We start from the raw sequence: 25,956 nt of genomic DNA, 5'->3' as shown, positions 1-25,956 counted from the left end.
TGAATTAGTTCAGAATGCCCTGGATAATCAGGCAGACGATCAGGATCGAGCCGCAGCGGTTGGCGGCTTGAACGGATGCGCCCATCAGCGGAAGATAAGCCCGCGAGCTGTTGTGATCCTGCAGCCGGCCATATACGAGATACAGCGGTATCGCAGTGAGCAGGCCCAGCAGCGCATAGGCGGGCAGCGCGCCTGCAACGACGGCCACGATCTGCGACAGCGCCGCAAGCCCGAGCAGCAGCCGCGAGAATTGAAGCGCACGGCGCTCGCCCCACACGACGACGAGCGTGCGCTTGCCTGCGGCCCGATCCGCCTGCCAGTGCAGGAAATGATGGTTGAACAAGATCAGCGTCGTGAGCAATCCGATCGGCAGCGACAGCAAAATCGCTCTGTAATCGAACGTGGACGTCTGTACATAAAACGAGCCGAGCACAGGCAGCACGCCGAACGCCAGCAGTATCGCCAGCTCGCTGTAGCCCTTGCCCCGGTAACCGAAGCGGATCGGCGGCGCGACATAGAAATAGGCGATCAGGCCGCCGAGCGCGCCGAAGACAAACGCCCAGATGCCGGACAGCAGCGCCAGCGCGATGCCGCTGGCGGCGGCGAGCGCAAACAGTCCCCAGGTGACGGCCGCGAACAAACGCAGACTCCATACGCCGTTCGTCAGATAGCCCGAATTGGTGCCGATTGCGTCCGCCGTGTTTTTGGCCGCTTCGTCCGTACCGCTCTTATAATCCCAGAGATCGTTGATCATATTCGAAAACAGGTGGGCGGCCCCGGCGCCGACCAGCGTGAGCAGCAGCAGCCAAATATTAAAGACGCCTTCCCATACATAGGCGCCGAGCGCGCCGAGCGCGACGGGCATCAGCATGACGGGAATGACCCGCATGCGCGAAGCTTTCATAAATCGCCTGAATTTATCCATTCAGCCGCATCCTTTCGCCAGTGGCAAGTATCCCAGCATGCATAGAAAAACGGCTTCGCAGACCTACGAATCTAGCGAACCCGTATCAATGCTTGAATCGCGTATGTTACTTACTATAGTATAGCACACTTTGTCGAATTAAGGTACCGGTTTGAAAAAATCTTCTCCCCGTTCCCACTGATCCAAAAAATGCCGCGACTTCAAGTTCAGCGCCAAATGATGATCGAACCATCGCCTCATGACCTCGGCGAGCCGCTTGGCGGTCGCCTCCTTCACGGCCACATTGCCGAGCCTGCGCAGGTCCATCGCCGAAAAAACCCGCAGCAGCTTCCAGACGCCCTCCTCGAGCTCCATCGCCTTCGGGTCGCGATGACGGCACAACGAACAAAGGGCGCCGCCTCCGGCGGCGCTGAAATAAAAAGGCCCCGCCTCCCGTCCGCAGTTCGCGCATGCGTCAAGCATCGGCGCATAGCCGGCCGCCGCCGCAATTTTCATTTCGAACAGCCGCGCGACAATCTGCGCAGCCTTGCCTTCGGATATAGCTTGCAGGCCCGCGTGAAGCTGATAGTAGAGATAAGCGCCCGCATCCTCGTCCTGAATGGCGCGGTCGCACAGCTCCACCAGGTACGAGGCATAGGCGGCTTGATCGAGTCCTTCTCGCAAACCTCTGAAAGATTCGATTATCTCGCCGCTGTTCAAATTGCCCAGGCCGCCTCCCTTGTAAAAGGAAAAATCGCCAAGCGTAAATAGCTGGGCGAGCGATGCGTAACGGCTTTTCGGTTTGCGGGCGCCGCGGATGACGATGCCCTGCTTGCCCAGCGACGGGGTCATGATCGTAATGATCTTGTTGCCTTCTCCGTAGTCGATGCTGCGGATGACGATGCCTTCCGTCCGGTAGAGCAACGGCCTCTCCTCATTTCTGTCGCCCGGCCGGGACCGGTGGCGCGCCGCGTTCGATGCGGCTCGCGCCGCGGGCTTCCCCTACAACAGGGCTCCCGCTCCGTCCTCTTCCCTTTCGCTCTCCGGCGCCGGCATTTCCGTCGCCAGGCCGGCGGCTCCGGGCTGACTCATTTCCTTGTACAGCAGGTAGGCTTCGATATCGCCGGTCTGCGTAAACACGTGCCACGTGAAGTCTCGCACAGCGTCACATCCTCCCGGGTGGAAATGAACTTTTCCCTATCGCCACCGTTAGAATGCCACCGCCGGGGTGCGCCTATGCCTGACAACATTTGACCTTCGTGCGCTTAACACCGCCGTATTTAGCCCGCACGACCGGTCAGTCGTGCCGGAAGCCGAGCGACTTCAGCACCGCTTCCCGGTTGCGCCAATCTTCCTTGACCTTGACCCACAGCTCCAGAAAAATTTTGGAGCCGAGCAGCCGTTCCATATCGTGTCTCGCCCGTTTTCCGACCTCTTTGAGCGCGGCGCCGTTTTTGCCGATGATGATGCCCTTCTGGGAAGGACGCTCGACGTAAATGACCGCGCCGATGTTGACGACGCCGTTGTCGCCGGTTCCCATGCTCTCGATCTCTACGGCGATCGAATGCGGAATCTCCTCGCGGGTCGTCTGCAATATCTTCTCGCGAATGAGCTCCGCGCAGATGAACTGCTCGGGGTGGTCGGTAATTTGGTCCGCCGGATAGTACATCGGTCCCTCAGGCAGGTAGCGGCCGATCTGCTCGAGCAGCGTATTCACATTGTTGCCGTCGCGAGCCGATACGGGCACGACCTCGGTGAAGCTGTGCAGTTTGCTGTACTTGCCGATAATCGGCAGCAGCGCCTCGGGCTGGATCTTGTCGATCTTGTTCAGCACGAGAAAGACGGGCGTATTCACCTTCTTCAGCTGCTCGATGATGAAGCGGTCGCCGCCACCCAGCTCCTCCGACACGTCGGTCAGGAACAGGATCGCCTCGACCTCCTCGAGCGCCCCCAGCGCGGACTTGACCATAAAGTCGCCCAGCTTGGAGTTCGATTTGTGGATGCCGGGCGTATCGAGGAACACAATCTGCTTGTCCTCGGTTGTATAGACACCGTGAATTTTGTTGCGGGTCGTCTGCGGCTTGTCGCTCATGATTGCAATCTTTTGCCCGATCACCTGGTTCATCAGCGTCGACTTGCCGACGTTCGGCCGTCCGACGATGGCGACGAAGCCCGACTTGAACTTGCTTTTCGGATCGTTCATTGTCTGTTCCTTCCCTCCGCCAGACTGGCCGGCGTGAATGCGCCGGGCAGCAGCTCGGCGACTGTCGTGATCGAGATGTCTCCCTTGGCGTTGCCCATAATGACGGGCATATCCGGTCCGCCCAGTTCGATCAGCACCTGCCGGCAGACGCCGCATGGCGTGATCGGTTCGTCCGTATGCCCCGTGACGGCGATCGCGCGGAAGCTCCGCGGCGCATGGCCGTCCGCGATCGCGCGGAACAGCGCCGTGCGCTCCGCGCAGTTGCCGGGGCTGTAAGCCGCGTTTTCGATATTGCAGCCGTGATGGACCGCGCCGGCGCTGTCGACCAGCGCCGCGCCGACCTTGAAGTTCGAATACGGCACATAGGCCTTGTCCATCGCCCGGGCCGCCTCGGCGAGCAATTGCTCCGGCGTCCAGCCGATCGTCTCTAGATTAATGTCCCCCATCTGTCATCCTCCGAATCGGGGCAGTCCGCCCCGATGTTGTTAGCCTGCAATACGCTCCCATAGCGGCGGCAGCAGCACGATCAGCCCGACTGCGGCTGCGAACAGCGCTGCGACCAGCACCGCGCCGGCAGCCGTGTCCTTGGCCGCCTTGGCCAGCACGCTCCGCTGCAGGGAGGCGTGATCGACCGCGCGCTCGACGGCCGTGTTCACGAGCTCTGTCCCCAGCACTGCGGCGCAGGCCGCCAGCAGCCACAGCCAATCCCCGCGCGGCAGTCCGAGATATGCCGCCGCGGCGAGCACGATCGCGCTCGCCGCCGTATGAAATCGCATATGCGGTTCGGTCCGCAGCGCATGCGCAATGCCGGCCAGCGCCTGACGGAACGACGCCAGCTCGGACTGCTTGCGGCTCACCGGCCGAGGCCCGCGCTGGCCAGAATCTCTTCCTGCTTCGCGAACATCTCGCGCTCGGCGGCCTCGTCTCCGTGATCATAGCCGAGCAGATGCAGGAAGCCGTGCACGAACAGGAAGCCCAGCTCGCGCTCTGCGCTGTGGCCGTATTCCTCGGCCTGCTCGTGCATTCGCGGCACCGAGATGACGATGTCCCCGAGCAGCTCCTCAATCAGCCCGAATCCGGCCGTCTGATCCTCGGCTTCGTCGGCCTCGCGCTCGTCCGCCTCGTCCGCGCCGTCCGGTCCGATCTCGATCGTCGCCGTCTCGTAATCGTCCTCGTACAATATTTCCAGCTCGTCCGAGCCTTGCTCCCGCATCGGGAAAGACAGCACGTCCGTCGCCTTGTCGAGACCTCGGAACTGGCGGTTCAGCTCGCGGATGCCGTCGTTGTCGGTCAGCGTCAGCGTGACAATGCCGTCCGCCACGCCCTCCGCGGCTCCAGCTTCGTTCAGCAGGCGCTCGAGAAGGGCCGGCCAGCCGCTCTCGCCCGCCCCTGCGCCATCCGACCGCTCATCCACCCATTCCAGCTTCAGGCTCATGCTTCCCGCTCCTTTTTATCCATTTCGTGTTTGGAGGTATTTTCCTCCGGATATTTGATTCTGGAATGGAACATGCCGATTACGGTCGTCTTCAGCGTATCGGCGATCTGGCCGAGCTCCTTCACCGTCAGATCGCATTCGCTCAGCTGCCCGTCGTCCAGCCGGTCCTTGATAATCTTGGCGATGATCGTCTCCACCTGCTCCACGGTCGGCGCGCCGAGCGATCGAACCGCCGCCTCGACGCTGTCCGCGATGCCGACGATCGCCGCTTCCTTGGACTGCGCCTTGGGCCCGGGATAGCGAAAGTCGTCTTCGGACCATTCGCACGGCTCGCCGGCCTGCTCCGCCTGCTTGACCGCTTTGTAATAAAAGAACTTGAGGAAAGTCGTCCCGTGATGCTGCTCCGCGATATCCCGGATCTGCTTCGGCAGCTTGTACGCTCTCAGCATGTCCGCCCCGTCTCTCGCATGCGCGATAATGATCGAGGCGCTCACCTTCGGGTCGAGCTTGTCATGGGGATTGTCTCCGCCGTTCTGATTCTCGATGAAGTAAAGCGGCCGCTTCGTCTTGCCGACGTCGTGGTAGAAGGACCCGACTCTGCAGAGCAGCCCGTTCGCGCCGACGGACTCGGCCGCAGCCTCGGACAGATTGCCGACCATCAGGCTGTGATGATAAGTGCCCGGCGTCTCCGTGAGCAGCTTGCGCAGCAGCGGATGGTTCGGGTTGGACAACTCGACGAGCTTCAGCGCCGACAATATGCCGAACGTCATCTCAAAAAACGGCATGATGCCAATCACGAGAACCGCCGTGAGCAGTCCGCTCGCCAGCATGAAGCCGACCGACTGGACAAGCTGCGACCGGTCGAGATCGGGGCCGACGAGCGCGAGCGCCGTCACCGCGAATGCGCCGAACAGGCTCACCATGATGCCCGCCTTCAAGATCGCGGAGCGCTGGCTCGCCCGATGAATGGCGAGCACCGAAGCGAACAGCACGACGGCCGCGACGAATCCGTAGCGGAAGTCGAAGATGTTCGTCTGCTCGACGTTCATGACGATGCTGGCGTGAATCGTGAACAATAGCGAACCGATCATCGCCGTCTGGATATCGATCAGCAGGGTGATGAGCATGCTGCCGAGCGCCAGCGGCGCAATATAAATGATAAAAGGCCATGCGTCGCTATGCGCCAGCGCGACCAGATGCACGACCAGAATATTGATCGCAAAAATAAGAAGCAGCATCAGCCAGTCCACGTTCGTACGCCGCATCGCATGCCTGGAAGCGGCAGCGGACAGCTCCGAATACCCGTAAAGCGCCAGCATGAACAAAATCGACAGCATCAGCGCGCCCAGCTGCGGCCAGTAGGTCTTCTGCTCCTTGAGCAGCCCGAAGCTGTCCAGCAAATCGTACGTCTCCTGGTCGATGACCTGGCCGGCCTTCACGATCACGTCGCCCTGCTTGATGACGATCGGCTGCGTGTTCTGCTTGGCCTGGACCTTGGCCTCCTCGGTCGCTTCCTTGTCGTAGAACTTGTTGGGCGTCAGCACGAATCTGGCGAGCTCCTGAACGATCTCGCGCTGCGTCTTGAGCGCCAGCGAGCTTCCGTTTACGAGCTCCGCCACCTTCGCGCGCGCCGCCTCCGCGTCCGTGCTCGGATCGCTCATCAGCCTGCGGACGACGTCCCGCCCCACGGTGCGCATCTCTCCGATCTGCTCCGTCGTCAGCTTGGGCAGCTTGTAGTACGTCTCCTCGGGAATCCGGTAAGCCTGCGCCTGGACGACCTTTTTCATCTCGGCCAGCAGACTGTCCGAGTAGACGCCGGCTCCGGCATTCGTGCTCGTGAACGTGTCGATGAATTGGTCCACGCGGTCGGGCAGCTCCGTGCGGTAGATCTGGATCTTTTGCTCCAGCGTGACCTGGTCGTCCTGGTTGAGCTGATCGATGCGCACGAAGATGCTGTCGATCAGGTTCTCGTTGTGCAGCGCAACATAGGGGTAGATCGCCCCGATCTTCTCGGCGGCGGCCTCCTGGGCCTTCAGGGTCGCCTTCTCGTCCGTCGTCTGATGCGGTGCCTTGATGTCGTGCTCGCTTCTCACGCCGAGCGTGATATCGTATGTCTCCGGCACCAGCCGCGTCGCCAGGCTGAAATAAAACAGCAGGACGAACGCAAGCAGCAGCAGGCCTTTGACCGCCGCGCTTTGCTTCCATCCTGCGGCAGCAAAGGAAGTTAATATACCCGCCGGGCCGCTTCGTGTCCGATTCATCCGGCGCTCTCTCCTTTACTCGTTGTGTTCGTCGTCCCTCTGATAGGCTACGATAATCTTCTGCACGAGCGCATGGCGGACAACGTCTTGCTCCGAAAAGTAGACCAAACCGATCTCGGGAATGTCCTTCAGAATGCGTTGGGCTTCGTTCAGACCGGACTTCTTGCCCTTGGGCAGATCGATCTGCGTTACGTCTCCGGTGATGACCATGCGGGAGCCGAAGCCGAGCCGTGTCAGAAACATTTTCATCTGCTCGCCCGTCGTATTCTGCGCCTCGTCCAGAATGACGAACGAGTCGTCCAGCGTGCGGCCGCGCATATAGGCGAGCGGCGCGATCTCGATCATGCCGCGCTCGAGCGCCTTGGCTACGCCCTCGGGGCCGAGCACGTCGTTCAGCGCGTCGTACAGCGGGCGCAGGTACGGATCGACCTTCTCCTGCATGTCCCCGGGCAGGAAGCCCAGATTCTCGCCGGCCTCGACGGCCGGACGCGTCAGCAGAATGCGCTTGACGCGCCCTTCCTTGAGCGCGGCGACGGCCGATACGACCGCCAGGTAGGTCTTGCCGGTACCGGCCGGGCCGATCCCGAAGACGATGTCCTTCTTGCGGATCATCGTGACATAATGCCGCTGGCCGAGCGTCTTGGGAATGATCGGCTTGCCCCGGTAGGTCGTCGTAATCTCGCCCTGGAACAGCGCGAGCAGCTGGTCCGCCTTCATGTCGCGTGCCAGCTCGTACGCATAGCGCACATCGCGCTCTCCGAGCGTGAGGCCGGAGCGGATCAACTGAAGCAGCGTATCGAAAAACTGCTGAAGAGACCGCACGTCGTTCTCCGCGCCCTCGACGGTAATCTCCGCGTCTCGGGAGTGGATGACGGCTGCCGTCTCCTGTTGGATCATGCGGAGGAACTTGTCCTGCGGACCGAATAGAGCCAGTCCCTCCGCCGCGTTGCGGAGAGGAATCGTAATTAGATGCCTGCTGTCAGTCAAAAAGCCTCATTCCCCCTGCGTATTGGGATTCGCCGAGATCGGATGCCGAACGGCAATCGATTGTTCGATTTCAAACAGTACACGTACCATCACTTTACCATTCTCCGATTGTTCATGCAAAATTTTTTCCGCCTTGATGACCGCGCCCGATCCGGCGGCCGACAGCGCTTCCTCTCTTGCGCGGGCCAGCCCGGCCTCTCTTGCGGCTTCCGGCGTCATACGCTCGCTTCGCTTTTCGACGGCCCGCTCCTTTTCTCTCAATATCGCGATCGGCAGCGTCCAGCTTCCCCACTTGAACGTCTGCCACTGCGCGAACGTCTTGGAGAAGGCGTAGCTGTCCTGCCCGTAGCCGCCCGTCTGCAGCGCCCGGCTGCCGATGACGAGATAGGTGCGATCCGCGGACTCCCCCGTATAATAATTCGTGCTACGCGCAAGCGGCGATACGATGTCGTATTCATGCCATACGAGCCCCCGCACCTCTCCTTCCGACGCGACGAGCTTGACCCGCTCGGCCTCGCCGAGCCGGCCGGAGATGAGCACCTGACCTGCCCGCACCCGCGTATTGCGCGCGACTTGCGGCCGGCCGCTCTCCGCGACGATCCGGGTCACGACGGCGTCCGCCTTGGCGACCAGATCGCTCGGCCCCGCTGCGGCTTTTTCCTCGGGCTTGTTCGATCGGACGACGGAGATGACATAACGTGTCCCGTCCTTCTCTACGCCTACCCATGCCGCATCGGGCAGCCTCCGCGCGAGACGGTGCGCCAGCTCCGTCGTATCCGGCAGCCGGAGCGACCAATGAAGCGGCCTGATGCCCTCCGACGCGGCCGCTTGACGGATCACGCTCTCCGGCACCGTATCGTCCGTCTTCACCTGCACGTCCCAGATCAAGGTGGACAGCGCGAACAAAGCCGCGACGAACAGCAGCAAACCGCCTGCAAATGTCTTGCGCCGCGACAGCCGGTTCAGCTTGAACGGCAGACCGTAGCGCGCAATCACGCGGGGACGGCTGCCGGCCTGCCGCAGCAGCGGGCGCAGCGCAAAAAAATCCGGCACGGACACGCAAAACGACAAGCGGCCTTCTCTATCGTAGGCGACCTCCCACAGCTCGATCCGCTGGGAGCCGGCCGCATTCAAAAAAACTCGGCTGTCTCCCCCGACCAGCCTCACCTTCACGCTTCCGCGGATAAAGCTTAACCACTGACCCTTCACGGCTTCTCCCCCTTTCTCGCCGGCTTGTCCCTTGTTCCGGCAGACGCGGCGTTCGGCGCCGCCGCAGAAGCTGCTCACCCCCGACGCGCTGCCTCCGGCTTCGGCACGCCGCCCGCCGCGGGGCGGCCGTCTGCCGCTCCCCATTGCGACGGGCTCAATCTCCCGGATGCAGCAGCACGCCGGTAATTTTGCCTTCGACGAACACTTCCTCGCCTCCGATCAGACGGATCACGAGATCGCTGCCCAATATCTCCAATTCGCCGCGATCCATCGCGAGCCGCAGCCGATCCTGCGAGAAATGAAGCACGCCGCGGTGATTTTCCACCGTCAGCTGCAGTCCGGCGATCATCGTGATGCGCGGCACATCCAGTACGACATCCTGAGGCAGATCGAGGACACGGGCTGTCCACTTGCGCAGCTTGCGTCCGACTCGCGGCATGACGCGCCCCCCTCCCATACGTCTCATCTATATGCGAGGGCGGCGGGGAATATGAAGAAGCGACAAAAAGCCGTCCGCTGCGGGCGGATGGCCCGAACGGACGGCTTCAAGTTATGGCGGCGCCGGAGCGCCGGCAGGCTTCATCTGCGATGCGGCTTGCGCGAGCGCGGCGGGCCGAGAATCTCGGCCCACATGACCGCCTGCGCCAGCTCGCTGCGCTTGGGCCGCTGCCGGGCCATGCCGGCCTGCGGCTGCTGCGCCGGCAGCGAGCGCGATGTCGCCGCGTGGTATGCCGCGTCCTCGCGCGCCGACTGCGCGGCGGAAGCGGAGGGCACGCCCTCGCCTCCGGATTCGCCCTCGCCGGCCCAGGGGACGGCGGCAGGCGGCGAACTCCCCGGGCTGCGATACACGACCTGGCGCTCGCCTACGGACCGTGCAGCGGCAGTCTCCCTGCCGCCCGCTTCGCCAGTCGCCTGCGGCGACCACGGCCGGTCATGCGCCCCGGGCCCTTCGTGGCGCTGAACCGGCTGCTGCGCGCGCCGGGGCTCAGGTGCCGTCTTCGGCCCGGCTGCCGGGCGCATCGGCCGCGGCAAGCCGCCGCCGCCAAAGTCGGGCATCCTCCCGGACTGCCCGTTGCCCGGCCTGCCGCTCGGCGGCTTCTCCAGCGGAGACTTGCGCAGCAGCATATACAGAATGCCGATGCCTATGAGGACAAAATGGAAATTCCCGAGCAGAAAACCGATCAGCTGTTCCATGGCGCTCAGCGCCCTTCGCCGTCAGCAGGACCCGCTTCGCTGCGGCCGATGGAGCCGCGCATCTGGGTGTCGGCTTCGAGGTTTTTCAGATTCATGTAATCCATGACGCCCATCTTGCCGCTCCGCAGCGCTTCGGCCATCGCCAGCGGCACGTCGGATTCGGATTCGACGACCTTCGCCCGCATCTCCACGACGCGCGCCTTCATCTCTTGCTCTTGCGCGACCGCCATCGCGCGCCGTTCCTCCGCCTTCGCCTGGGCGATGCGCTTGTCGGCCTCCGCCTGCTCCGTCTGAAGATGGGCGCCGATGTTTTTGCCGATGTCGACGTCCATGATGTCGATGGACAGAATCTCGAACGCGGTGCCGGCATCCAAACCTTTGGCAAGCACGGTGCGCGAGATCAGGTCCGGATTTTCCAGCACGTCCTTGTGAGAATTGGCCGAGCCGTTCGTACTGACGATGCCCTCGCCGACACGGGCGATGATCGTCTCCTCGCCGGCGCCGCCGACGAGCCGGTCGATGTTGGCACGCACGGTGACCCGCGCCTTGACCTTGACCTCGATGCCGTCCTTGGCTACGGCCGAGACGACCGGCGTCTCAATGACGCGCGGGTTGACGCTCATCTGCACGGCCTGCAGCACGTCGCGGCCTGCCAGGTCGATCGCCGCCGCCCGCTCGAAGGGCAGCGGGATATTGGCGCGCTGCGCCGCGATGAGCGCATTGACGACTCTGTCCACGTTGCCGCCAGCCAGGAAGTGGCTCTCCAGCTGATTGATGTTAAGCCCGAGTCCCGCCTTCGTAGCCTTGATGAGCGGATTCACGATTCTCGACGGCACGACGCGCCGCAGCCTCATGGCGACGAGCGTGATGATGCTGAGCCGCACCCCCGACGCAAGCGCGGATATCCAGAGCATGAACGGGAAAAAGCTGAAAAACACGGCCAGCACGATAATAATCAAAGCGCCGATAATCAATAGCTGCACATTCGGATCCATTCGCATTACCTCCGGCAAATAAATTAGTTTGTTACCGTCTTGCCCTCAGTCTTATTCCGCTTCGCGGACAGCCCTGACCAATATTCGCGTGCCGTCGGCCGATACGACCTCGACACGGACGCCCGCATCCACGAATTCTCCCGAAGTGATGACGTCGACACGTTTGCCGCCAATATCGGCCACGCCCGCGGGCCGAAGCGGGGACAGCGTCCTGCCGGCGCTGCCCACGAGCAGCTCCCGCCCGTCTCCGCTCGGCACGTAGCCCTGCTCCGCCGTCAGCCGCTCATGCAGGATGAATCGATTCCATACGCCCTTCCGACGGAAGACATAAGCGACGACGACGACCAGTACGAGCGCGATCAGAAGCGCGTAGCCGAGAGACTCGAACGCATTGCCCGTATCGTAGGCCGCCGTGACGACTCCGCTCACGATGCCGGCCCCGCCCAGCAGGCCGAGAATGCCGAAGCTCGGCACGAACATCTCCAGGACGATGAATGCGATGCCCGCCACGAACAGCACGATCGACTCTCGGCCGGCGAAGCCCGCGACCTGCTGCCCGAAAAAGTAAAGGCCGAAAGACAGCAGTCCTATGATGCCGGGCAAGCCGAAGCCCGGCACGATCAGCTCGATCAGCACGCCCGCGATCCCGACGATGAGCAGCAGCGTGGCCACGGCCGGGCTCGTCAGCGTCTGGGAGACGCGCTCGGCGAGCGTCGGATTCTCTTGAATGACCATCCGCCCGTCCAAACCTTCGGCCGCGATCGCCTCCGCCGCATTCGCCGCCTTGCCTTCGGCATACCCTGTCTTCAGCGCTTCGTCGGCGCTCAGCGAGATAATCTCGCCCTTGGACTTCGTCTTGTTCAGCGCCTTGAGCTCGACGACCAGATTCGGATTGGCCATGCCCTCGGCGATATCCGGATCGCGTCCGTTGAGCTCGGCGGCGGCTCTCATCTGATGGCTCCAGAACGACACGATCTTCGGACTCTCCACCGCTTCGCCTGCGCCGTCGACGACCATCGCGGCGCCGATCGTCGAACCGGGCGACATATAGAGGCGGTCCGCGTTGAGCGCGATATAGGCGCCTGCGGATGCGGCCTTGCCCTTCACGAATGCCAGCGTGGGCACCTTGGACGACCGTATCCGCTCCCCGATCTTCTCCGCGCTCGCCAGACTGCCGCCGGGCGTATCGATCTCAAGCACCGCCAGCGCCGCCTCCGCTTGCTCGGCCTCGTTCAGCGCCCGATCCAAAAATGAAGCAAGCCCGCGCTCCACCGTCATGTTGACGGGAATTACGTAAACCGAGGCGCCTTCCGTCGGCGCGGACGGCGTCTTCTCCGCAGCGGCCGCGGTTGCGGCCGCCCCCAGCGACAGTACCAGTGTCAGCAGGATCGTTGCGGCCAGCAGCGGCCGACGCGCAAGGCGGCCGAGCGCCAGCAGTCTACCGCCGGCGACCGACCATTTTTCGTCAGCACGAGTCAACGTCGTTCCCCCTTTCTTGGGGCAGCTTCGGATTCGGCTTCCATCCGCCGTTCATCATAACCCCATATGCTACTTTTACGTTATGTAAGGGCTTTACGTTTCATTGCCAGCTTGCCGCCCAGCGACTGCGCCACTTCGAGAGAGCCGCAAGTAAGCAAAAAGCACTCCCCTGCCGGAGAGTGCCTGTCGTTCTCGAGATGATCATTGCAATAGCTGCTGGACGATCTGATTGACGAGCTTGCCGTCCGCGCGTCCCTTCACCTTGGGCATCAATGCGCCCATCAACTTGCCCATATCGGCTTTGGAAGAAGCACCGGTCTCTTGAATGGTCTGTGTAACGAGAGTCTTGATTTCTTCTTCGTCTAGCTGTGTGGGCAGGTATTCGCTGATGATATCGATCTCCGACGCTACGGCCGTTGCCAGATCGTCGCGACCCGCTTTGCCGAATTCCTGGAGGGAATCTTTGCGTTGTTTGACTTCGCGGCTGAGGATCTCGATCACTTCGTTATCCTCAAGCGGGCGGCGCAGCTCAATCTCTTGATTCTTGACCGCCGCACGAACCATGCGAATGGTGGTCAGGCGAAACTTATCCTGGGCCCTCATCGCCTGCTTCATGTCTTCGTTCAAACGGTCCGCGAGGTTCATAATGCGTAATTCCTCCTAGAACTTGCGTTTACGAGCAGCCTCGGACTTCTTTTTCCGCTTGACGCTCGGTTTCTCGTAGTGCTTGCGTTTTTTCAGTTCCGCGAGAACGCCGTCTTTAGCGATCGAACGCTTGAAGCGGCGGAGTGCAGCGTCGAGTGTTTCATTTTTGCGAACTTTCGTTTCGGACACCAGTTTTCCCTCCCTCCGGAACAGACCACAACACACGGTTATCAAACTTCATTATAGGCGAACGGGAAAGGCAGTGTCAACTTCTCGATCCGGCCTTTTGAAAAGGAATTACGACTGCGACGGACGAGCGTTGAGCGGCCCCAGTTTTTCCCCGCCCAGCACATGAATATGTACGTGGTACACCTCTTGGCCGCTGTCCGGGTTGCAGTTGTTGATGAGACGGTATCCGCTCTCCGCGATGCCCGCATCCCTGGCCACGCGCTGCGCAGCCAGCAGCAGCTTGCCGAGCAGAAGCGCATCCTCGGGTTCGGCCGCGTCCATCGTCGGGATCGGCTTTTTGGGGATGATCAGCACATGTACGGGCGCCTGCGGACGAATGTCCTTGAACGCGAGCACATCTTCGTCTTCGTAGACGATGTCGGCCGGAATCTCGCGGTTGATGATCTTGGTAAAAAGCGTATCCATAAGCTGCAGCCTCCAACTTAAAAATTTCCATGCTCCCATCATACTCCACGCGAGGAGGGCGCGTCCAATCGAACGGAGGAGATCTGATCCGGCTCCCTTATTCGATCCAAGTTCGATATAATGTTATTTATGCAGCGACGGGCGGGAGGTCAGACCGTGAACAAAGAGGAGCAGCTCATTATAGGCGTCAGAAAACTTTTCAATCAAATGGTTTGGCTCAACAAACAAAAGATGGAGGACAGTCTCAAAGGCTACACGCCTTCCGAAGTCCATTGTGTCGAAACCATTGCGAAAAATAAAGAGCCCAACGTAACGAAGCTTGCGGAGTCCCTTTATATGACGAAAGGCGCCATAAGCAAATTAACGAAAAAGCTGATGGAGAAGGACCTAATCGAAAGCTATCGGAAACCTGAAAACAAAAAAGAAATCTACTTCAGACTTACCGAGCAAGGAAAAGTAATATTTAAAATTCACGAGGAGCTGCACAAATCGTTTCAGGAGCGGGACAAAGTCGTATTCGAGCAAATTACCGAGGAACAATTCGACAGCATGCTTGCCTTTGTGAAAAAGTATAGCAGCCATCTGGATGCGGAAATCAAGCGGCAGGGCTTAACGATAAGTTGATGCGATTGGAATAGCATTCGAATATGTTCGCACAGGCAGCCTCGCTCTTCAGGAGATCGGCTGTCTTTTTAATGCTGCGTTTTAGTTGACAAGGAAACAAAGAAAATGATAGTTTGGTTGACAAGGAAACGAAAAACCAAGAACGTCGAGGAGATTACGATGGCAAAAAATAAAGCAAAAAAACCGGGACTACCTAAAGAAATTCTCGCTGCCGCTTGGGCGATTGCGCTTGGGGCGATTGCTCCCATGCTCGATTCGACGATGGTGAACATCGCCATCGACCAGCTGACGAAGGAATTTAACACGACACTGGGGATCATCCAATGGTCCGTTACAGGTTATGTGCTGGCTCTTGCGATCGCAGTTCCGGTGTCCGGCTGGCTTATGAACAGATTTAACGGAAAAAAAGTTTTTGTCGGCGCCGTCGTCGCCTTTGGTTTGATTTCCGTATTTACCGGAGTCAGCTGGAACATCTCCAGCTTCATCTTTTTCCGACTGCTTCAAGGATTTAGCGCCGGTATCATTGCACCGCTCATGTCCACGCTTTTGGTTAAAACAGCTGGCAGGGAAAATCTGGGGAGAGTGATGGCGATCGTCAGCACGCCTATGATCCTGGGGCCGATCCTGGGGCCTGTAATCGGGGGCTTCATCGTACACGCCGCATCGTGGCACTGGATTTTTTTCATCAATGTGTTCATCGTACTGATCGCCGCACCGCTAATGGTCAAAACGATCCCGGACTTTGACCCGTTCAACAAAAACAGCAAGCTCGATCTGTTTGGCATTATCGACTTGTCCTTCATGAGCGCGGCGTTCATCTACGGCATTACAAAAGCGGCGGATCATGCAACGTTTAACAACAGCGAGACCAAGCTATGGGCGGGCATCGGCCTCGCTGCAGCCGTCGCTTACTTCATTTACGATCGGATCAGAAAAAATCATGTCGTGCTCCCGCTGAGCCTGTTTGCCAACAAGCGTTTCCTGGCATCGAGCATCGGTTTGTTTTTGGCGAATATCGCCGTCATGGGCCCCATGCTCATCCTTCCGCTGTTTTTCCAAAACCTCCGTCAGTTCACGGCGATCGAAGCGGCGCTTGCGTTGATCCCGCAAGGCGTCGGGATGCTCGTCACACGCCCCCTGATCGGAAAAATGATTGACAAAATCGGCGCAAAATACGTCGTCTTGGTCAGCCTTGCCATTTCGCTGGTCGGCTCGGTCCCGCTTATTTTTATGACGGATCAAACGAGCATGATATGGATCTCCATCGTATTGTTCGTCCGCGGCACCAGCTTCGGCGGAATTATGCTTCCGTTGACGAGCGACGCATACACGGGTCTTGACGACAAGCAGCTCCCCGAAGCAGGCGTCGGTATCAATATAATCGAGAACCTCGGTTCCAGCTTCGGTTCGGCCGTCATCGCCACTGTCGTCGCCACCGTCATGCAGGGATTGGAGCCGACGATTGCAGGCAGCCTGCGGGCTTACCATGCCGGCTTCCTGGTGTCGGCCGTTGTGCTGGCTGCAGTCTTCGTCCCGAGCCTGTTCCTCTCGCACAAGAAGAAGCATGCATAATGAAGAAGCCCGCGCTTGAGTCATCGAGCGCGGGCTTCTTGCAGTTCGGATCAGTAGTAGTAGGGGAGCAATGCCAGACCGGTCAATGCGGCCAACGGCAGTGCCAGCCTGCTGAAGCGCCTGGGCCTGAACGGATAAGGTCCGGGGCCGAAGCCGGGACCGAAGCCAGGACCGAAACCGGGAGCAAAGCCGGGACCGGAACCAGGGCCAAAGCCGGGACCGAAACCGGGGCCGAAACCGGGACCGAACGCCCGATCCTCGATCGCTCCCGGCACCGCGAGACATAACGTTTCCTCGTCGACATATTCGACGATGCCGTCATAACAGATGCCTTTGTGATCCTGAACCTCCACATAACGATGCATGTACGATTCGCTCAGCGCCATAATGTCCTGCCTAAGCACGAGTTGCCAGCCTCCTCGATTGCCGCTTTGTATCAGCATATGCCCAAGCGGGCAATCGGCTACTGGACGCAAGGCGCCCAAAGCCGGACAAGAGCGGCGGATTCGGAACGAAATCGACATGAGTCTGAGCCGGTTCGAGTCGTGCTCAGCCGATATCGGCTGCCGCCCGGTTCAGCTCGTCGACAAAGCGCTGCGCGACGGGAGGCCAGTCTACGCCGGCCTGCATCTGCCGGAAGCGGTCGGCGCCTTTGGGCGCGGAATAAGCGCCCAGTACGCCAGCGAGCTCGTCCGCCGTAGACGCCAATGCGGTCAGCTTGGTCCGGTCTCCCTCAGTGAGCGCTCCGCTGCGACCGCCGATCGACGCCAGAGCTTCGTTGATCTTCTGCATTGGTTCGGAGGCGGCGGCCAGAGCCGCCTCGTCGGTCATTCCGGCACGTATGCCGGATTGAAACAGAACGCCCCCGGTGCACTCGCCGCCCGCGAACTCCAGCCTTCCCTGCGCCTTCACGGCCCGTGTGCGGGCTTCGTCGTCTCCGCCTCGGAGCAGCCCTGTTGACGATTCCTTAAGCGCGTCCGTATAGACGAGGCAATAGTTGTAGCTCGACGCGAGCCGTTCGCCTCGCTCGGTCTTGAGCGACTGGCCATCCAGCAGCACCCTGGACAGCAGCACGACGATGATGAACGTCAGCATCGTGATAATAATCAGCATTACCGGTACGGTATACTTCCTTTTGCCCGACATGATTCCATTCCTCTCGCTCGAATTCAGGAGATATTACGTCCGCAGCAGCCGTTGGTTGCGGGAAAAGCGGACTCAGTAGAGACGAACGCCTGTCCCTCCGCCAACAAAGTAGACATGTCCCTCCGCGACGCTTCTGCCCATAATGTCCCGTACAGCGCGCGCATACATTTCCATCTGAAACCGGTGCTTCTCCGCGGCCGCAGCCCAGTCCCCGTCCGGCACGGTGTCGGTTTTGTAATCGACGAGCACCAGATCGCCGCCGTCTTCGAACAGGCAATCGAGCACGCCCTGGATGAGCACCGTCTCCCCGGCCAGGTCGGCCGCGTCCGCGCCAGGGTGCGCTTCGCCGGCAGGTATGCCGACGCTGAACGGCCATTCCCGCCACAGTCTGTCGGCTCTGCCGGCGCGCGCATACAGCTCCGTCCGGCAAAATGCGGCGATGTCGACGCTTCGGACAGCCTCCCGCTGCTCCGGCGACAATATGAGCTGCTCCACGAGTCGATCCAGCAGCGCATTCACTGCCTCGTCCGCATGCTCGGGGCGCAAGCCGAGCGGCAGATGCTGCATGACCATGTGTACGGCCGTGCCCCGCTCCGCCGGCGTCATCCGGCGCTCGGACAAGAAGCGCGGCCTGCGCAGCCTGTAGGTCCACACATCGGCGTCCGGCACGTCCTCGGGATTCCAGGCCGGATGCCGCGTCTCCTCCAGATCCGGCATCTGTTCGGACGCCGGAGCAGCCGCCCGGCCGAACCCGGAGTCCGCGTCCGCAAGCTGCGCCGGATGATACGCCGGTTCGGAGGGCGCTGCGATGCGATCGGCGATCGCGAAGTCGCGCGCGGACTTCATCGCCGTGATCGAGGTCTTCGCCGCCGAGCGCGCGGCGGCCGCGTGCGGGTCCTGCCAGGACAGCGCCTCGTAGGCCCGCTCCCCTGCCGGCGACACAGGTCCCGGCAGCGGCTCCAGCCGCAGCGCGAGGTTCCAGAGCGGCTCCTCGTCCGACACGGCCGTCCGCTCCGCAGTCTTCGGCGCCCGCAGCGAGCGCGACGGCACGATCCGGCAGGACCATGCACCCGGCGAAGGCGTATGCGGGCCGGCAGGGAGACCGTCCGCGGCAGCCGCCGCAGCCTGGCCGATGCCTTCGGCCGCGCCGGTCGCTTGCCAGCTCGCTCCCGTCAGGACGGAAGCCGGACCGAGCCAATCCAGATAGCGCCCGGCAGAGGCGACGGCATGATCCGGCAGCCGGTCGGTCGCATCCGCGGCCGTCCGCAGCCAGTTCTCCAGATCGCCGGCGGCATCCTTTGTCGTGCCGACCAAAATCAGCTTTTCCTTGGGCCGGGTCAGGGCCACATACAGTACGCGCATCTCCTCCGCGAGCAGCTCCGCCTTCATGCGGCGGCGAATCGCCAGCTGCGGCAGCGTCGGATACGAGACCCGCGTCACGCGCTCGACCATGCGGGGGCCGAAGCCCAGCTTCTTGTGCCTGAGGAACATCCCGCCGAGATCCTGACGGTTGAAGCGTCGGCCGAGTCCGGCCACGAAGACGACCGGAAACTCAAGGCCTTTGCTCTTGTGGATGGAGACGACGCGCACGACATCCTCCTGCTCTCCGGCAGCCCGCGCCGCGCCGAGATCGCCGCCCGTCTCCCGCATGCGCCCCAGAAACCGCAAAAAGCGAAACAGGCCGCGGTAGCTGGAATTGCGCTCGTACTGGCGGGCCCGGTCGACGAGCGCGCGCAGGTTGGCCTGCCGCTGCGTACCGCCGGGAAGGCCGCCGACAAAGTCGAAGTACCCGGTGTCCCGGTACAGCGCATGCAGCAGCTCGCCGAGCGGCTCCCGCCGCGCGAGATTCCGCCAGCGCTCCAGATCTTCGATAAAGCCGACGAGCCGGCCCCTGAGCGCGGCTTCCTCGCCCATCTCCGCCGCGATCCGGACCGCCGTCCAGAACGAACCTGCGCGGTCCGCGATCCGCACGGCGGCGAGCTCGTCGGCGCTGAGGCCCACGATCGGGGAGCGCAGCACGCCCGCCAGCGGAATGTCCTGGTCCGGATTGTCGATGATGTGCAGCAGCGACAGCATCACGTCCACTTCGACGGCGGCAAAGTACCCGGTGGCGAGCTCGGCGTATGCCGGTATGCCCGCCGCGTGCAGCTCGTCCAGCACGACCGGCGCAAGCGAGGTCGCGGCGCGAAGCAGGATGACGATGTCGCGATAGGCGAGCGGACGATGCAGGCCGGACCGGCTGTCGTAGACGGCGAACGGCGGCCGTCCCGAGCCGTCCGTACCGGTCAGCCTGGCGATCTCGCCTGCGATGCAGCGCGCCTCCAGCTGGGCGCTCTCCAGTTCTTCCTCGTCCGTGTCGGCGAGACCGGCTTCGTCTGCGCCCGGCGCGGCAACAGCGCCCGGTGCCGGCGCTGTAGCGGCCCGATCCGGGCGCGCTGCATCCGCCGGACCTGCCGAAGCGCCGGCATCGATGAGCAGCATGTCGACCGCGTACGACGGCATCGCGCTTCCGTCCGGCGCATCTCCGGCCGTGTCGTCCGGCGGGTAGCCTTGACCGTAGATCAGCTCGGCGCGGCGATCGTAATCCATCTCGCCGACCGGCTCCCGCATGATGAGCCGGAATACGTGGTTGACCGCATCGATGACGCGGCTGCGGCTGCGGAAGTTGCGCGCCAGGTCGATGCGCAGTCCCGCAGTCGCTTCGCCTGCCGATCCGCCGCCGGCGGGCTCCGTCCCCTGCGGCGTCCAGACGTCGTACGTCTTGTACTTCGCCAGGAACAGACCGGGCTCCGCCAGCCGAAAGCCGTATATGCTCTGCTTGACGTCGCCGACCATGAACACGTTGCCGGGATCGCGGCGCGCGATCAGCGACACGATGGCCTCCTGCACCTCGTTCGTGTCCTGGTATTCGTCGAGCAGAATCTCTCTGAAGCGTTGCCTGTAGGCGAGCGCAGCCTCCGATGGCCGCGTATCCCCGGCCGACGCCCCCGGCGCCCGCAAGATACGCAGGGCATAGTGCTCGAGATCGCCAAAGTCGAGCAGGCCTTTGTCCCGCTTCGCGAGCTCGTACCGCTCCCCGAACGCGATGACCAGCTCCGCGATCTCGGCCATCCGGGGCGCGAGCGCGGACAGCTCCGCCGCATATTGGGCGGGCGATCGTACGAACCATTCCTCGGCGAGCCGCGTCACCGTCTTTTTGGCTTCGTCCCGCATCAGCTTGACGCGCTCCTGCAGCGCCGGATCGTAGCTGTCGCCTCGGCATGGCTTCAGTCGGCCGAAGAGGGCCGCTGCGAATGCCTCGCGCCAGTCCGTCCACGGGCGCGTCGCCACCGTCTCGGTCAAGGCGGCCACAAGCGCGGCGTCTTCGGCGAGCGTGGACGCGTACGGCTCGGGGCCGCCCGGCTCGGCGGCCAAATCCCGCGCGCCGCGCAGCAGGCCGGCAGCGCCGTCGAGCGCGAGCAGCACGTCGGACTGCATGCTCTGCACCCAAGGCGACGAAGCCAGATCGTCCTCGCCGCCGATGTCGAACTGACCCGCCGTGCCGCGCAGCCACTCATCCGGCCACGGATGGCTGCGGGCGAAGTCGTACAGCTCCAGCACGAGCCGGTGCAGCGGCTCGTCGCTCCGCTGCCCGCCGTACATGTCCGCCAGCGCTGCGAGCGTGCCTTCTTCGTCACCCCGCTCCAGCTCCTGCTCGTAGCGCTCCTCGAACAGCGCGTCGAGCGTATCCATGCGGAGCAGCTCCGCCTCGGTCTCGCCCGCGATGCGGAAGCTCGGATCCAGCCCGATGAGCGGCGCGTAGCGCCGCACGGCATCCAGGCAGAACGAGTGCAGCGTCGTGATCGCAGCCCGGGGCAGCAGAGCGAGCTGCCGCCGCAGATGGGCGGAGTCCGGCTGCTTTTCGAGCTTGAGCTCGAGCGCCGTCCGAATCCGCTCCTTCATCTCCGCTGCCGCCGCCTTGGTGAAGGTCGCGACGAGCAGCGCATCCACGTCGAGGGGAGCCGTCTCGTCGGCGATGCGCGAGATGATCCGTTCGACGAGCACGGCCGTCTTGCCCGAGCCCGCCGCGGCGGCGACCAGCAGATTGCGGCCGTCCGCCGCGATTGCCGCCCACTGCTCTGCCGTCCAGCGGCTGCCTTCGGGTCTTGCATACGTGGCGGCCAGTCCGTCTGCGCCGGGAGGCGCTCCCGCTATGGGCGCGGGGGCGTCCGCCTGCCGCGGGGCCGACCCGGCCTCCGGCCTCCTTGACGTGTCTACCGGAGGAGGAGACGCCTGCTGCGGCTCCATCGCCTCCCGCGCTCCGGCCTCGCCGCTCTCGGACCGGCCGGCCGCAGTCTCCGCCGAGCCGGCAGCCGGCCGGCTCGACTCCCCGAACAAGCCGTCCCAATCGAAGGCAAGCTGCTCGTCGTCCGCGCTGTCGTGATTTCCGCTCATGCCTCGTCTCCTCCTTCCTCGTCTTCTTCACCCAGCCACTGCCATACCTCGTCCTTGTTCGCCGGACGCCGCAGCGTATGATGGCGGTTGCCCTCGAGCTGCCCGTCGAACTGGCATACCGGCCGGAATTCGCACATTGTGCAGGGGCTTCGCTTGCCGAGCCTGTAGGGCGCGATATCGACGTCGCCGTCCACGATGCGCTTGCCGATCTTGGAGATGTTGCGGCGCACGGCTTTGCGCAGCGTATCCCACTGCGCGCCGTCCGCCACCTGGGAGCGCGCGGAGAAGGTGCCGTCCTTCTTGTACTCCACAGGCACGACAGACGACTTGCCGCTGCTCTCGAGCGACTCGTCCATCAGCTGCACGGCTTCGCCGTCGGCGAGCACGAGTCCCTCCATCCGGTACTCCTTGCGCAGCGCCTCCTCGGCGCCCGAATCGTCCAGCCCGTTCGCCGTATGCAGCAGCGGGTTGTGGACGTGCAAATAAAGGACGCCGGCAGGCTTCGCGGGACGACCGAGCCAATGCGGCGCATGCGTCACGACGACATCGAGATATGTCAGCATCTGCAGCGACAGTCCGTACGCCACCTCGTCGAGCCTCAGCTTGACCGCGCTGGACTTGTAGTCGAGAATGCGCAGCAGCGTGCCGTCCTGCGACTCCGCCGCATCGACCCTGTCGATCCGTCCGGCGATGTCCATCCACCTGCCTTCGCCCAGATACAGGCTGAGCGGGGGCATGACGCCCTGCGGACCGAAGTCCACCTCAAGCCCTACCGGCCGAAAAGCGGACAACGCGGCATGCTCTCCGAGCATCGCGGACGTCTGGGACACGATCCGGCTTAGCTTGCGCGCCATCGTGCGATGGCGGTTCGAGGAAAGAAGGATCTGCGATTGCACCCTCGGCAGCAGCCGCTCGACCGCCGCGGCGGCTTCGGTATGCCACAGGCCCGCGTCCCCTGCGCCCGGTTCGCCCATGAGCAGCTTCTCCGTCGTCTGCCGCAGCGCGGCATGGAACAGCTGCCCGATGTCCGGGGCGTCGACGCGGTACATGCGCCGCTCCTTGAGCCGCAGCCCGTGCGCCGCGTAATGACGGAACGGGCAAGCCACGAACCGCTCCATCCGCGACACGCTGGCGAGCAGCCGCTCGCCGTACAGCAGCAGGCTCGTCTGCGGGCGCAGCGGGCGCTCCTCGTTGTTGTAGCGCAGCGAGGACAGCAGGACGCCCAGCCGCATGCGCCAAGGCTCACGCTCCACGAGCCAGCGGTACGCGGAACGCCAGCCCGGCGACAGCATGTCGCCCTGCCTGTGCCTGCGCAGCATCGCGACCGTGTGCGTGAGCGCCCGCCCCGGACGGACGGCGAACGACAGCTGCCTCTCGTCCGTCGCGCCCGGCTGCGGCTCGGCCGTCTCGGGGACGACGGGCAGGCCGGGGAACCAGGCGCGGATACGCCCGATCAGGCTGGACCGGACGAGGCTCTGTCCCTCCTCGTCGGCCAGCGCGCAGCTGACCCACAGATGGCGCGAAGGAGTCGTCAGCGCCAAGTATGCGAGAAATTCCTCGTCGAGCAGCCGGCGCCTCGCGCCGATCGCCATGCGGATGCCCGACTGCGCCAGCCGGTCGCGATCCTCTTCGGTGAGCAGGCCATCCTCGCGTACCGCCATCGGCATGATGCCTTCATTGACGCCCAGCAGATAGAGGACCGATACGCGGTCCGATCTCGTGCGCTCGGGCGTGCCGATCAGCACCCGGTCGAGCGAAGGTGGGACGACTCCGATCCGGAGCGATTCGAGCCCCGCGTCGAGCATGCCCGCAAACAATGCGGAATCGGCCGGCTCCCCGCCCATCAGCTCCACGAGCTGGTCGAGCAGACTCATCACGCCATCCCACAGCTGTCGGTGCAGACGCGCGCGCAGCGGATCTCCCGCCAGCTCGTCGTGCCGGCTCCACAGCTCCAGACGGTCCGGCGCGGCCGTCTCCTCGAGCAGCATGTACAGCGCCCTGCTCAGCTCGGACATCGTCTTGGCGCGTTTAAACCGCGATTCGAGCGTCCGGAGCGGCGCCAGCAGCGCGTCGCGGGCCGCGCGAATGCCGCGCATGGCGCGTCCGCCGCCTTCGGCCCCCTCCGGCTCCTCCTCGGCGTCCAGATCGCGTCCGGAGAGCGAGTACCAGCTCCGGTCGTCGTGCCAGCGCCAGCCGTCGATGCCGGCGGCCAGTACATAGTTCTCGAGCGTGTCTACCGCATCCCGGGATACGCTGCCCCCCTCCGGATGGAGCAGATCCGTCTTCGCGCAGCGGAAAAACGCCTCGTAGCGCCAGCCGCCCGTCACGCATTCGAGCGCCGAACGGATGAACTCGGCAAGCGGGTGATGGGAGGCCCGGGCTCTGCCGTCCATGAAGTACGGAATGCCGTAGTCGTCGAGCACATTGGACAGCAGCTCGCTGTAATCCTCGATATTGCGCGCAAAGACGCTCATCTCCCGCCAGCGCATGCCGTCCTCGCGAACTCTGCGCAGCATGTCCCTCGCCGCGGCCTCCGCCTCGGCCCTGCGGCTGACCGATTCGTGGATCGACAGCCCGCAGCGCGGGTGCGCGGGACTGAGCATCGCCTCGCTGCCGGACCACCTGCGTCGGCCGTCCATCGCCCGCTCCAGATGCGCCAGCATCGGACTGTCGGCGAACCGCGGCGGCGTCTTCGGCTGCAGCAGCAGGGCAGGCTCGAGCGTCGCGCCGGCCGCTTCGGCCAGCGCGCACAGACGGGCTGACGTATCGGCCGTCTGGTAGAACAGGTCCAGCTCGTCGGGCGTCTCTCCGGCCTCGTACGGACGATCCAGACAGAGCGCGGCCGATACGCGGACGCATCGGCGAAGCAGCGCCTCGATGACGGCGTATTCCATCGGCGTGAACCCGTGGAAGCCGTCCAGCCAGATCTCCGCCCCTTCCAGCAGGACGGACGACGGCGCGCCGCGGATCAAAAAGTCGAGCGCATCCTCACCGTCCATATAGTGGCCGACCAGCTCGCGCTCCACGTCCTCGTACAGCAGCGCCAGATCGTGCAGCTTGTCAGACAACAGACCGTCCGCATCGCCTCCAGTCAGAGTTCCGCCCATCACGCCTTCCGCGTCCGTACCGCCGGCTCCGCCCGCAAGCGGCACTGACAGGAGCATGTCCGGCTTTGTGCCGTAGCGCTTCCACTCGGTCAGCAGCTCGCCGATCCGCTCGGCCAGACCTGCCCCATCCGCTCCGCCGCGGTACAGCTTAAGCTCGGCCTGCCTGCGGACGAGCGCCTTGTGGACCAGCATCGCCTTGCCCTGATCCCCGATCGGCACGACCGCGGCGCCGCCCGTCTCCTGCATGACCCGGAACGCCAGCCGTCGGAAGCTGAGCACCTGCAGGCGCATGAATCCGCCGAGACCGGGCGCGGAGGCCAGCGCGTACTCCGTCTGGAACGTCGCCTGCTCCGGCACGATCAGCAGCAGCGGCGGACCTGCCGGGTCGCGGCCGATTCGCTCGGCCAGCTCCTGGCGTATCAGATGCGACTTGCCGCTCCCCGAGCGGCCCGCGATCAATCTCAGTTTCACGGCTCATGCCTCCTTTTGTCGGTGCAAACACCGATAATCCGATCCGCTCCCGGCATTTACGCCGGATTATAGCGAATATTGTACCACAACCGCACAGACGTTCGCACCGCATCGCGCAAATAAGGATGTCTCACATCGTTATCCCGAGCGTCGGGCCGGGTTCCGGGCAAATAAGGATGTCGCACATCGTTATCACGAACGTCGGACCGGGTTTTGCGCAAATAAGGATGTCGCACATCGTTATCACGAGCGTCGGACCGGGTTTCGCGCAAATAAGAATGCCTCACATCGTTATCACGAGCGTCGGGCCGGGTTCCGGGCAAATAAGGATGCCGCACATCGTTATCCCGAGCGTCGGACCGGGTTTCGTACAAATAAGGATGTCGCACATCGTTATCACGAGCGCCGGACCGGGTTTCGCGCAAATAAGGATGCCTCACATCGTTATCACGAGCGTCGGACCGGGTTTCGCGCAAATAAGGATGCCTCACATCGTTATCACGAGCGCCGGACCGGGTTTTGCGCAAATAAGGATGTCTCACATCGTTATCCCGAGCGTCGGACCGGGTTTCACGCAAATAAGGATGTCGCACATCGTTATCACGAGCGTCGGGCCGGGTTTCGTGCAAATAAGGA

The 25,956-nt window shown here is 63.0% G+C and carries 23 protein-coding genes; 2 read left to right on the top strand and 21 right to left on the bottom strand.

Annotated elements, in window-relative coordinates; genetic code table 11:
* Window positions 1-4 precede the first annotated feature (4 nt).
* The 17 genes from VQ071_RS04140 to VQ071_RS04060 all read right to left on the bottom strand — a co-directional run bounded on the left by VQ071_RS04140 (window position 5) and on the right by VQ071_RS04060 (window position 13,966).
* Window positions 5-925 carry a prenyltransferase gene (locus VQ071_RS04140; protein ID WP_340512596.1) on the bottom strand — a complete coding sequence of 307 codons (921 nt, stop codon included), beginning with the start codon at window positions 923-925 and terminating at the stop codon, window positions 5-7.
* A gap of 138 nt (window positions 926-1,063) precedes the next feature.
* The gene (gene recO / locus VQ071_RS04135) at window positions 1,064-1,828 is read right to left on the bottom strand and encodes a DNA repair protein RecO (RefSeq protein ID WP_340512595.1); all 765 of its coding nucleotides are present in this window, start codon (window positions 1,826-1,828) and stop codon (window positions 1,064-1,066) included.
* A 78-nt stretch (window positions 1,829-1,906) separates the two neighbouring features.
* The gene (locus VQ071_RS04130; protein WP_340512594.1) at window positions 1,907-2,065 is read right to left on the bottom strand and encodes a YqzL family protein; all 159 of its coding nucleotides are present in this window, start codon (window positions 2,063-2,065) and stop codon (window positions 1,907-1,909) included.
* 136 nt (window positions 2,066-2,201) lie between these two features.
* Window positions 2,202-3,107 (bottom strand): GTPase Era, encoded by a 906-nt coding sequence (gene era / locus VQ071_RS04125; RefSeq protein WP_340512593.1) that lies wholly within the window; start codon window positions 3,105-3,107, stop codon window positions 2,202-2,204.
* Window positions 3,104-3,553 (bottom strand): cytidine deaminase, encoded by a 450-nt coding sequence (gene cdd, locus VQ071_RS04120; RefSeq protein WP_340512592.1) that lies wholly within the window; start codon window positions 3,551-3,553, stop codon window positions 3,104-3,106. Before cdd ends, era begins: the two co-directional genes overlap by 4 nt.
* Window positions 3,554-3,592: 39 nt before the next feature.
* Window positions 3,593-3,964 carry a diacylglycerol kinase family protein gene (locus VQ071_RS04115; protein WP_340512591.1) on the bottom strand — a complete coding sequence of 124 codons (372 nt, stop codon included), beginning with the start codon at window positions 3,962-3,964 and terminating at the stop codon, window positions 3,593-3,595.
* Window positions 3,961-4,542 carry an rRNA maturation RNase YbeY gene (ybeY, locus tag VQ071_RS04110; RefSeq protein ID WP_340512590.1) on the bottom strand — a complete coding sequence of 194 codons (582 nt, stop codon included), beginning with the start codon at window positions 4,540-4,542 and terminating at the stop codon, window positions 3,961-3,963. The genes VQ071_RS04115 and ybeY overlap by 4 nt, the downstream gene beginning before the upstream one ends.
* Window positions 4,539-6,803 (bottom strand): HD family phosphohydrolase, encoded by a 2,265-nt coding sequence (locus tag VQ071_RS04105; RefSeq protein WP_340512589.1) that lies wholly within the window; start codon window positions 6,801-6,803, stop codon window positions 4,539-4,541. The genes ybeY and VQ071_RS04105 overlap by 4 nt, the downstream gene beginning before the upstream one ends.
* 15 nt (window positions 6,804-6,818) lie before the next feature.
* Window positions 6,819-7,790 (bottom strand): PhoH family protein, encoded by a 972-nt coding sequence (locus VQ071_RS04100; protein ID WP_340512588.1) that lies wholly within the window; start codon window positions 7,788-7,790, stop codon window positions 6,819-6,821.
* A 6-nt stretch (window positions 7,791-7,796) separates the two neighbouring features.
* Window positions 7,797-9,143, bottom strand: a complete 1,347-nt coding sequence (gene yqfD, locus VQ071_RS04095) for a sporulation protein YqfD (protein WP_340512587.1) — start codon at window positions 9,141-9,143, stop codon at window positions 7,797-7,799.
* Between the two features lie 10 nt (window positions 9,144-9,153).
* Complete coding sequence (gene yqfC / locus VQ071_RS04090; RefSeq protein ID WP_340512586.1) at window positions 9,154-9,438, bottom strand: sporulation protein YqfC; 285 nt, start codon at window positions 9,436-9,438, stop codon at window positions 9,154-9,156.
* Between the two features lie 140 nt (window positions 9,439-9,578).
* Window positions 9,579-10,193, bottom strand: a complete 615-nt coding sequence (locus VQ071_RS04085; protein WP_340512585.1) for a hypothetical protein — start codon at window positions 10,191-10,193, stop codon at window positions 9,579-9,581.
* A 5-nt stretch (window positions 10,194-10,198) separates the two neighbouring features.
* Window positions 10,199-11,188: a flotillin-like protein FloA gene (floA, locus tag VQ071_RS04080; protein ID WP_445293253.1), complete on the bottom strand. Its 990-nt coding sequence runs from the start codon at window positions 11,186-11,188 to the stop codon at window positions 10,199-10,201.
* A gap of 51 nt (window positions 11,189-11,239) precedes the next feature.
* Window positions 11,240-12,667: an NfeD family protein gene (locus tag VQ071_RS04075; RefSeq protein ID WP_340512583.1), complete on the bottom strand. Its 1,428-nt coding sequence runs from the start codon at window positions 12,665-12,667 to the stop codon at window positions 11,240-11,242.
* Window positions 12,668-12,868: 201 nt separating this feature from the next.
* Complete coding sequence (locus tag VQ071_RS04070; protein WP_217597126.1) at window positions 12,869-13,312, bottom strand: GatB/YqeY domain-containing protein; 444 nt, start codon at window positions 13,310-13,312, stop codon at window positions 12,869-12,871.
* Window positions 13,313-13,327: 15 nt separating this feature from the next.
* Complete coding sequence (gene rpsU / locus VQ071_RS04065; RefSeq protein WP_080840534.1) at window positions 13,328-13,501, bottom strand: 30S ribosomal protein S21; 174 nt, start codon at window positions 13,499-13,501, stop codon at window positions 13,328-13,330.
* 108 nt (window positions 13,502-13,609) lie between these two features.
* Window positions 13,610-13,966, bottom strand: coding sequence for a histidine triad nucleotide-binding protein (locus tag VQ071_RS04060; protein WP_340512580.1), 357 nt, complete (start codon window positions 13,964-13,966; stop codon window positions 13,610-13,612).
* Between the two features lie 156 nt (window positions 13,967-14,122).
* On the opposite strand from VQ071_RS04060, the gene VQ071_RS04055 reads away from it, so the two are divergent.
* On the top strand, window positions 14,123-14,590 hold the full coding sequence (locus tag VQ071_RS04055) for a MarR family transcriptional regulator (RefSeq protein ID WP_340512579.1): 468 nt from the start codon (window positions 14,123-14,125) through the stop codon (window positions 14,588-14,590).
* A gap of 159 nt (window positions 14,591-14,749) precedes the next feature.
* On the top strand, window positions 14,750-16,162 hold the full coding sequence (locus VQ071_RS04050) for an MDR family MFS transporter (protein ID WP_340512578.1): 1,413 nt from the start codon (window positions 14,750-14,752) through the stop codon (window positions 16,160-16,162).
* Between the two features lie 50 nt (window positions 16,163-16,212).
* On the opposite strand, the gene VQ071_RS04045 is transcribed toward VQ071_RS04050, so the two are convergent.
* From VQ071_RS04045 to addB, 4 genes are all read right to left on the bottom strand, one after another.
* On the bottom strand, window positions 16,213-16,566 hold the full coding sequence (locus tag VQ071_RS04045; RefSeq protein WP_340512577.1) for a hypothetical protein: 354 nt from the start codon (window positions 16,564-16,566) through the stop codon (window positions 16,213-16,215).
* 145 nt (window positions 16,567-16,711) lie between these two features.
* Window positions 16,712-17,308 (bottom strand): hypothetical protein, encoded by a 597-nt coding sequence (locus tag VQ071_RS04040; RefSeq protein WP_340512576.1) that lies wholly within the window; start codon window positions 17,306-17,308, stop codon window positions 16,712-16,714.
* Window positions 17,309-17,380: 72 nt separating this feature from the next.
* Window positions 17,381-21,742 carry a UvrD-helicase domain-containing protein gene (locus VQ071_RS04035; protein ID WP_340512575.1) on the bottom strand — a complete coding sequence of 1,454 codons (4,362 nt, stop codon included), beginning with the start codon at window positions 21,740-21,742 and terminating at the stop codon, window positions 17,381-17,383.
* The gene (gene addB / locus VQ071_RS04030) at window positions 21,739-25,320 is read right to left on the bottom strand and encodes a helicase-exonuclease AddAB subunit AddB (protein WP_340512574.1); all 3,582 of its coding nucleotides are present in this window, start codon (window positions 25,318-25,320) and stop codon (window positions 21,739-21,741) included. The genes VQ071_RS04035 and addB overlap by 4 nt, the downstream gene beginning before the upstream one ends.
* Between the last annotated feature and the right edge of the window lie 636 nt (window positions 25,321-25,956).

It is taken from the genome of Cohnella sp. 56 (assembly GCF_037963805.1).
Classification (GTDB): Bacteria; Bacillota; Bacilli; order Paenibacillales; family Paenibacillaceae; genus Cohnella.
This window is presented reverse-complemented; position numbering and strand designations above follow the sequence as displayed.

Excerpts from the sequence above, each read along its gene's own strand:
- VQ071_RS04085 (WP_340512585.1), bottom strand. The coding sequence starts at position 10,193 with ATGGAACAGCTGATCGGTTTTCTGCTCGGGAATTTCCATTTTGTCCTC.
- cdd (WP_340512592.1), bottom strand. The coding sequence starts at position 3,553 with ATGGGGGACATTAATCTAGAGACGATCGGCTGGACGCCGGAGCAATTG.
- VQ071_RS04040 (WP_340512576.1), bottom strand. The coding sequence starts at position 17,308 with ATGTCGGGCAAAAGGAAGTATACCGTACCGGTAATGCTGATTATTATC.
- VQ071_RS04060 (WP_340512580.1), bottom strand. The coding sequence starts at position 13,966 with ATGGATACGCTTTTTACCAAGATCATCAACCGCGAGATTCCGGCCGAC.
- VQ071_RS04105 (WP_340512589.1), bottom strand. The coding sequence starts at position 6,803 with ATGAATCGGACACGAAGCGGCCCGGCGGGTATATTAACTTCCTTTGCT.
- VQ071_RS04140 (WP_340512596.1), bottom strand. The coding sequence starts at position 925 with ATGGATAAATTCAGGCGATTTATGAAAGCTTCGCGCATGCGGGTCATT.
- era (WP_340512593.1), bottom strand. The coding sequence starts at position 3,107 with ATGAACGATCCGAAAAGCAAGTTCAAGTCGGGCTTCGTCGCCATCGTC.
- VQ071_RS04070 (WP_217597126.1), bottom strand. The coding sequence starts at position 13,312 with ATGAACCTCGCGGACCGTTTGAACGAAGACATGAAGCAGGCGATGAGG.
- ybeY (WP_340512590.1), bottom strand. The coding sequence starts at position 4,542 with ATGAGCCTGAAGCTGGAATGGGTGGATGAGCGGTCGGATGGCGCAGGG.
- yqfD (WP_340512587.1), bottom strand. The coding sequence starts at position 9,143 with ATGGGGAGCGGCAGACGGCCGCCCCGCGGCGGGCGGCGTGCCGAAGCC.
- VQ071_RS04050 (WP_340512578.1), top strand. The coding sequence starts at position 14,750 with ATGGCAAAAAATAAAGCAAAAAAACCGGGACTACCTAAAGAAATTCTC.
- yqfC (WP_340512586.1), bottom strand. The coding sequence starts at position 9,438 with ATGCCGCGAGTCGGACGCAAGCTGCGCAAGTGGACAGCCCGTGTCCTC.
- VQ071_RS04035 (WP_340512575.1), bottom strand. The coding sequence starts at position 21,742 with ATGAGCGGAAATCACGACAGCGCGGACGACGAGCAGCTTGCCTTCGAT.
- floA (WP_445293253.1), bottom strand. The coding sequence starts at position 11,188 with ATGGATCCGAATGTGCAGCTATTGATTATCGGCGCTTTGATTATTATC.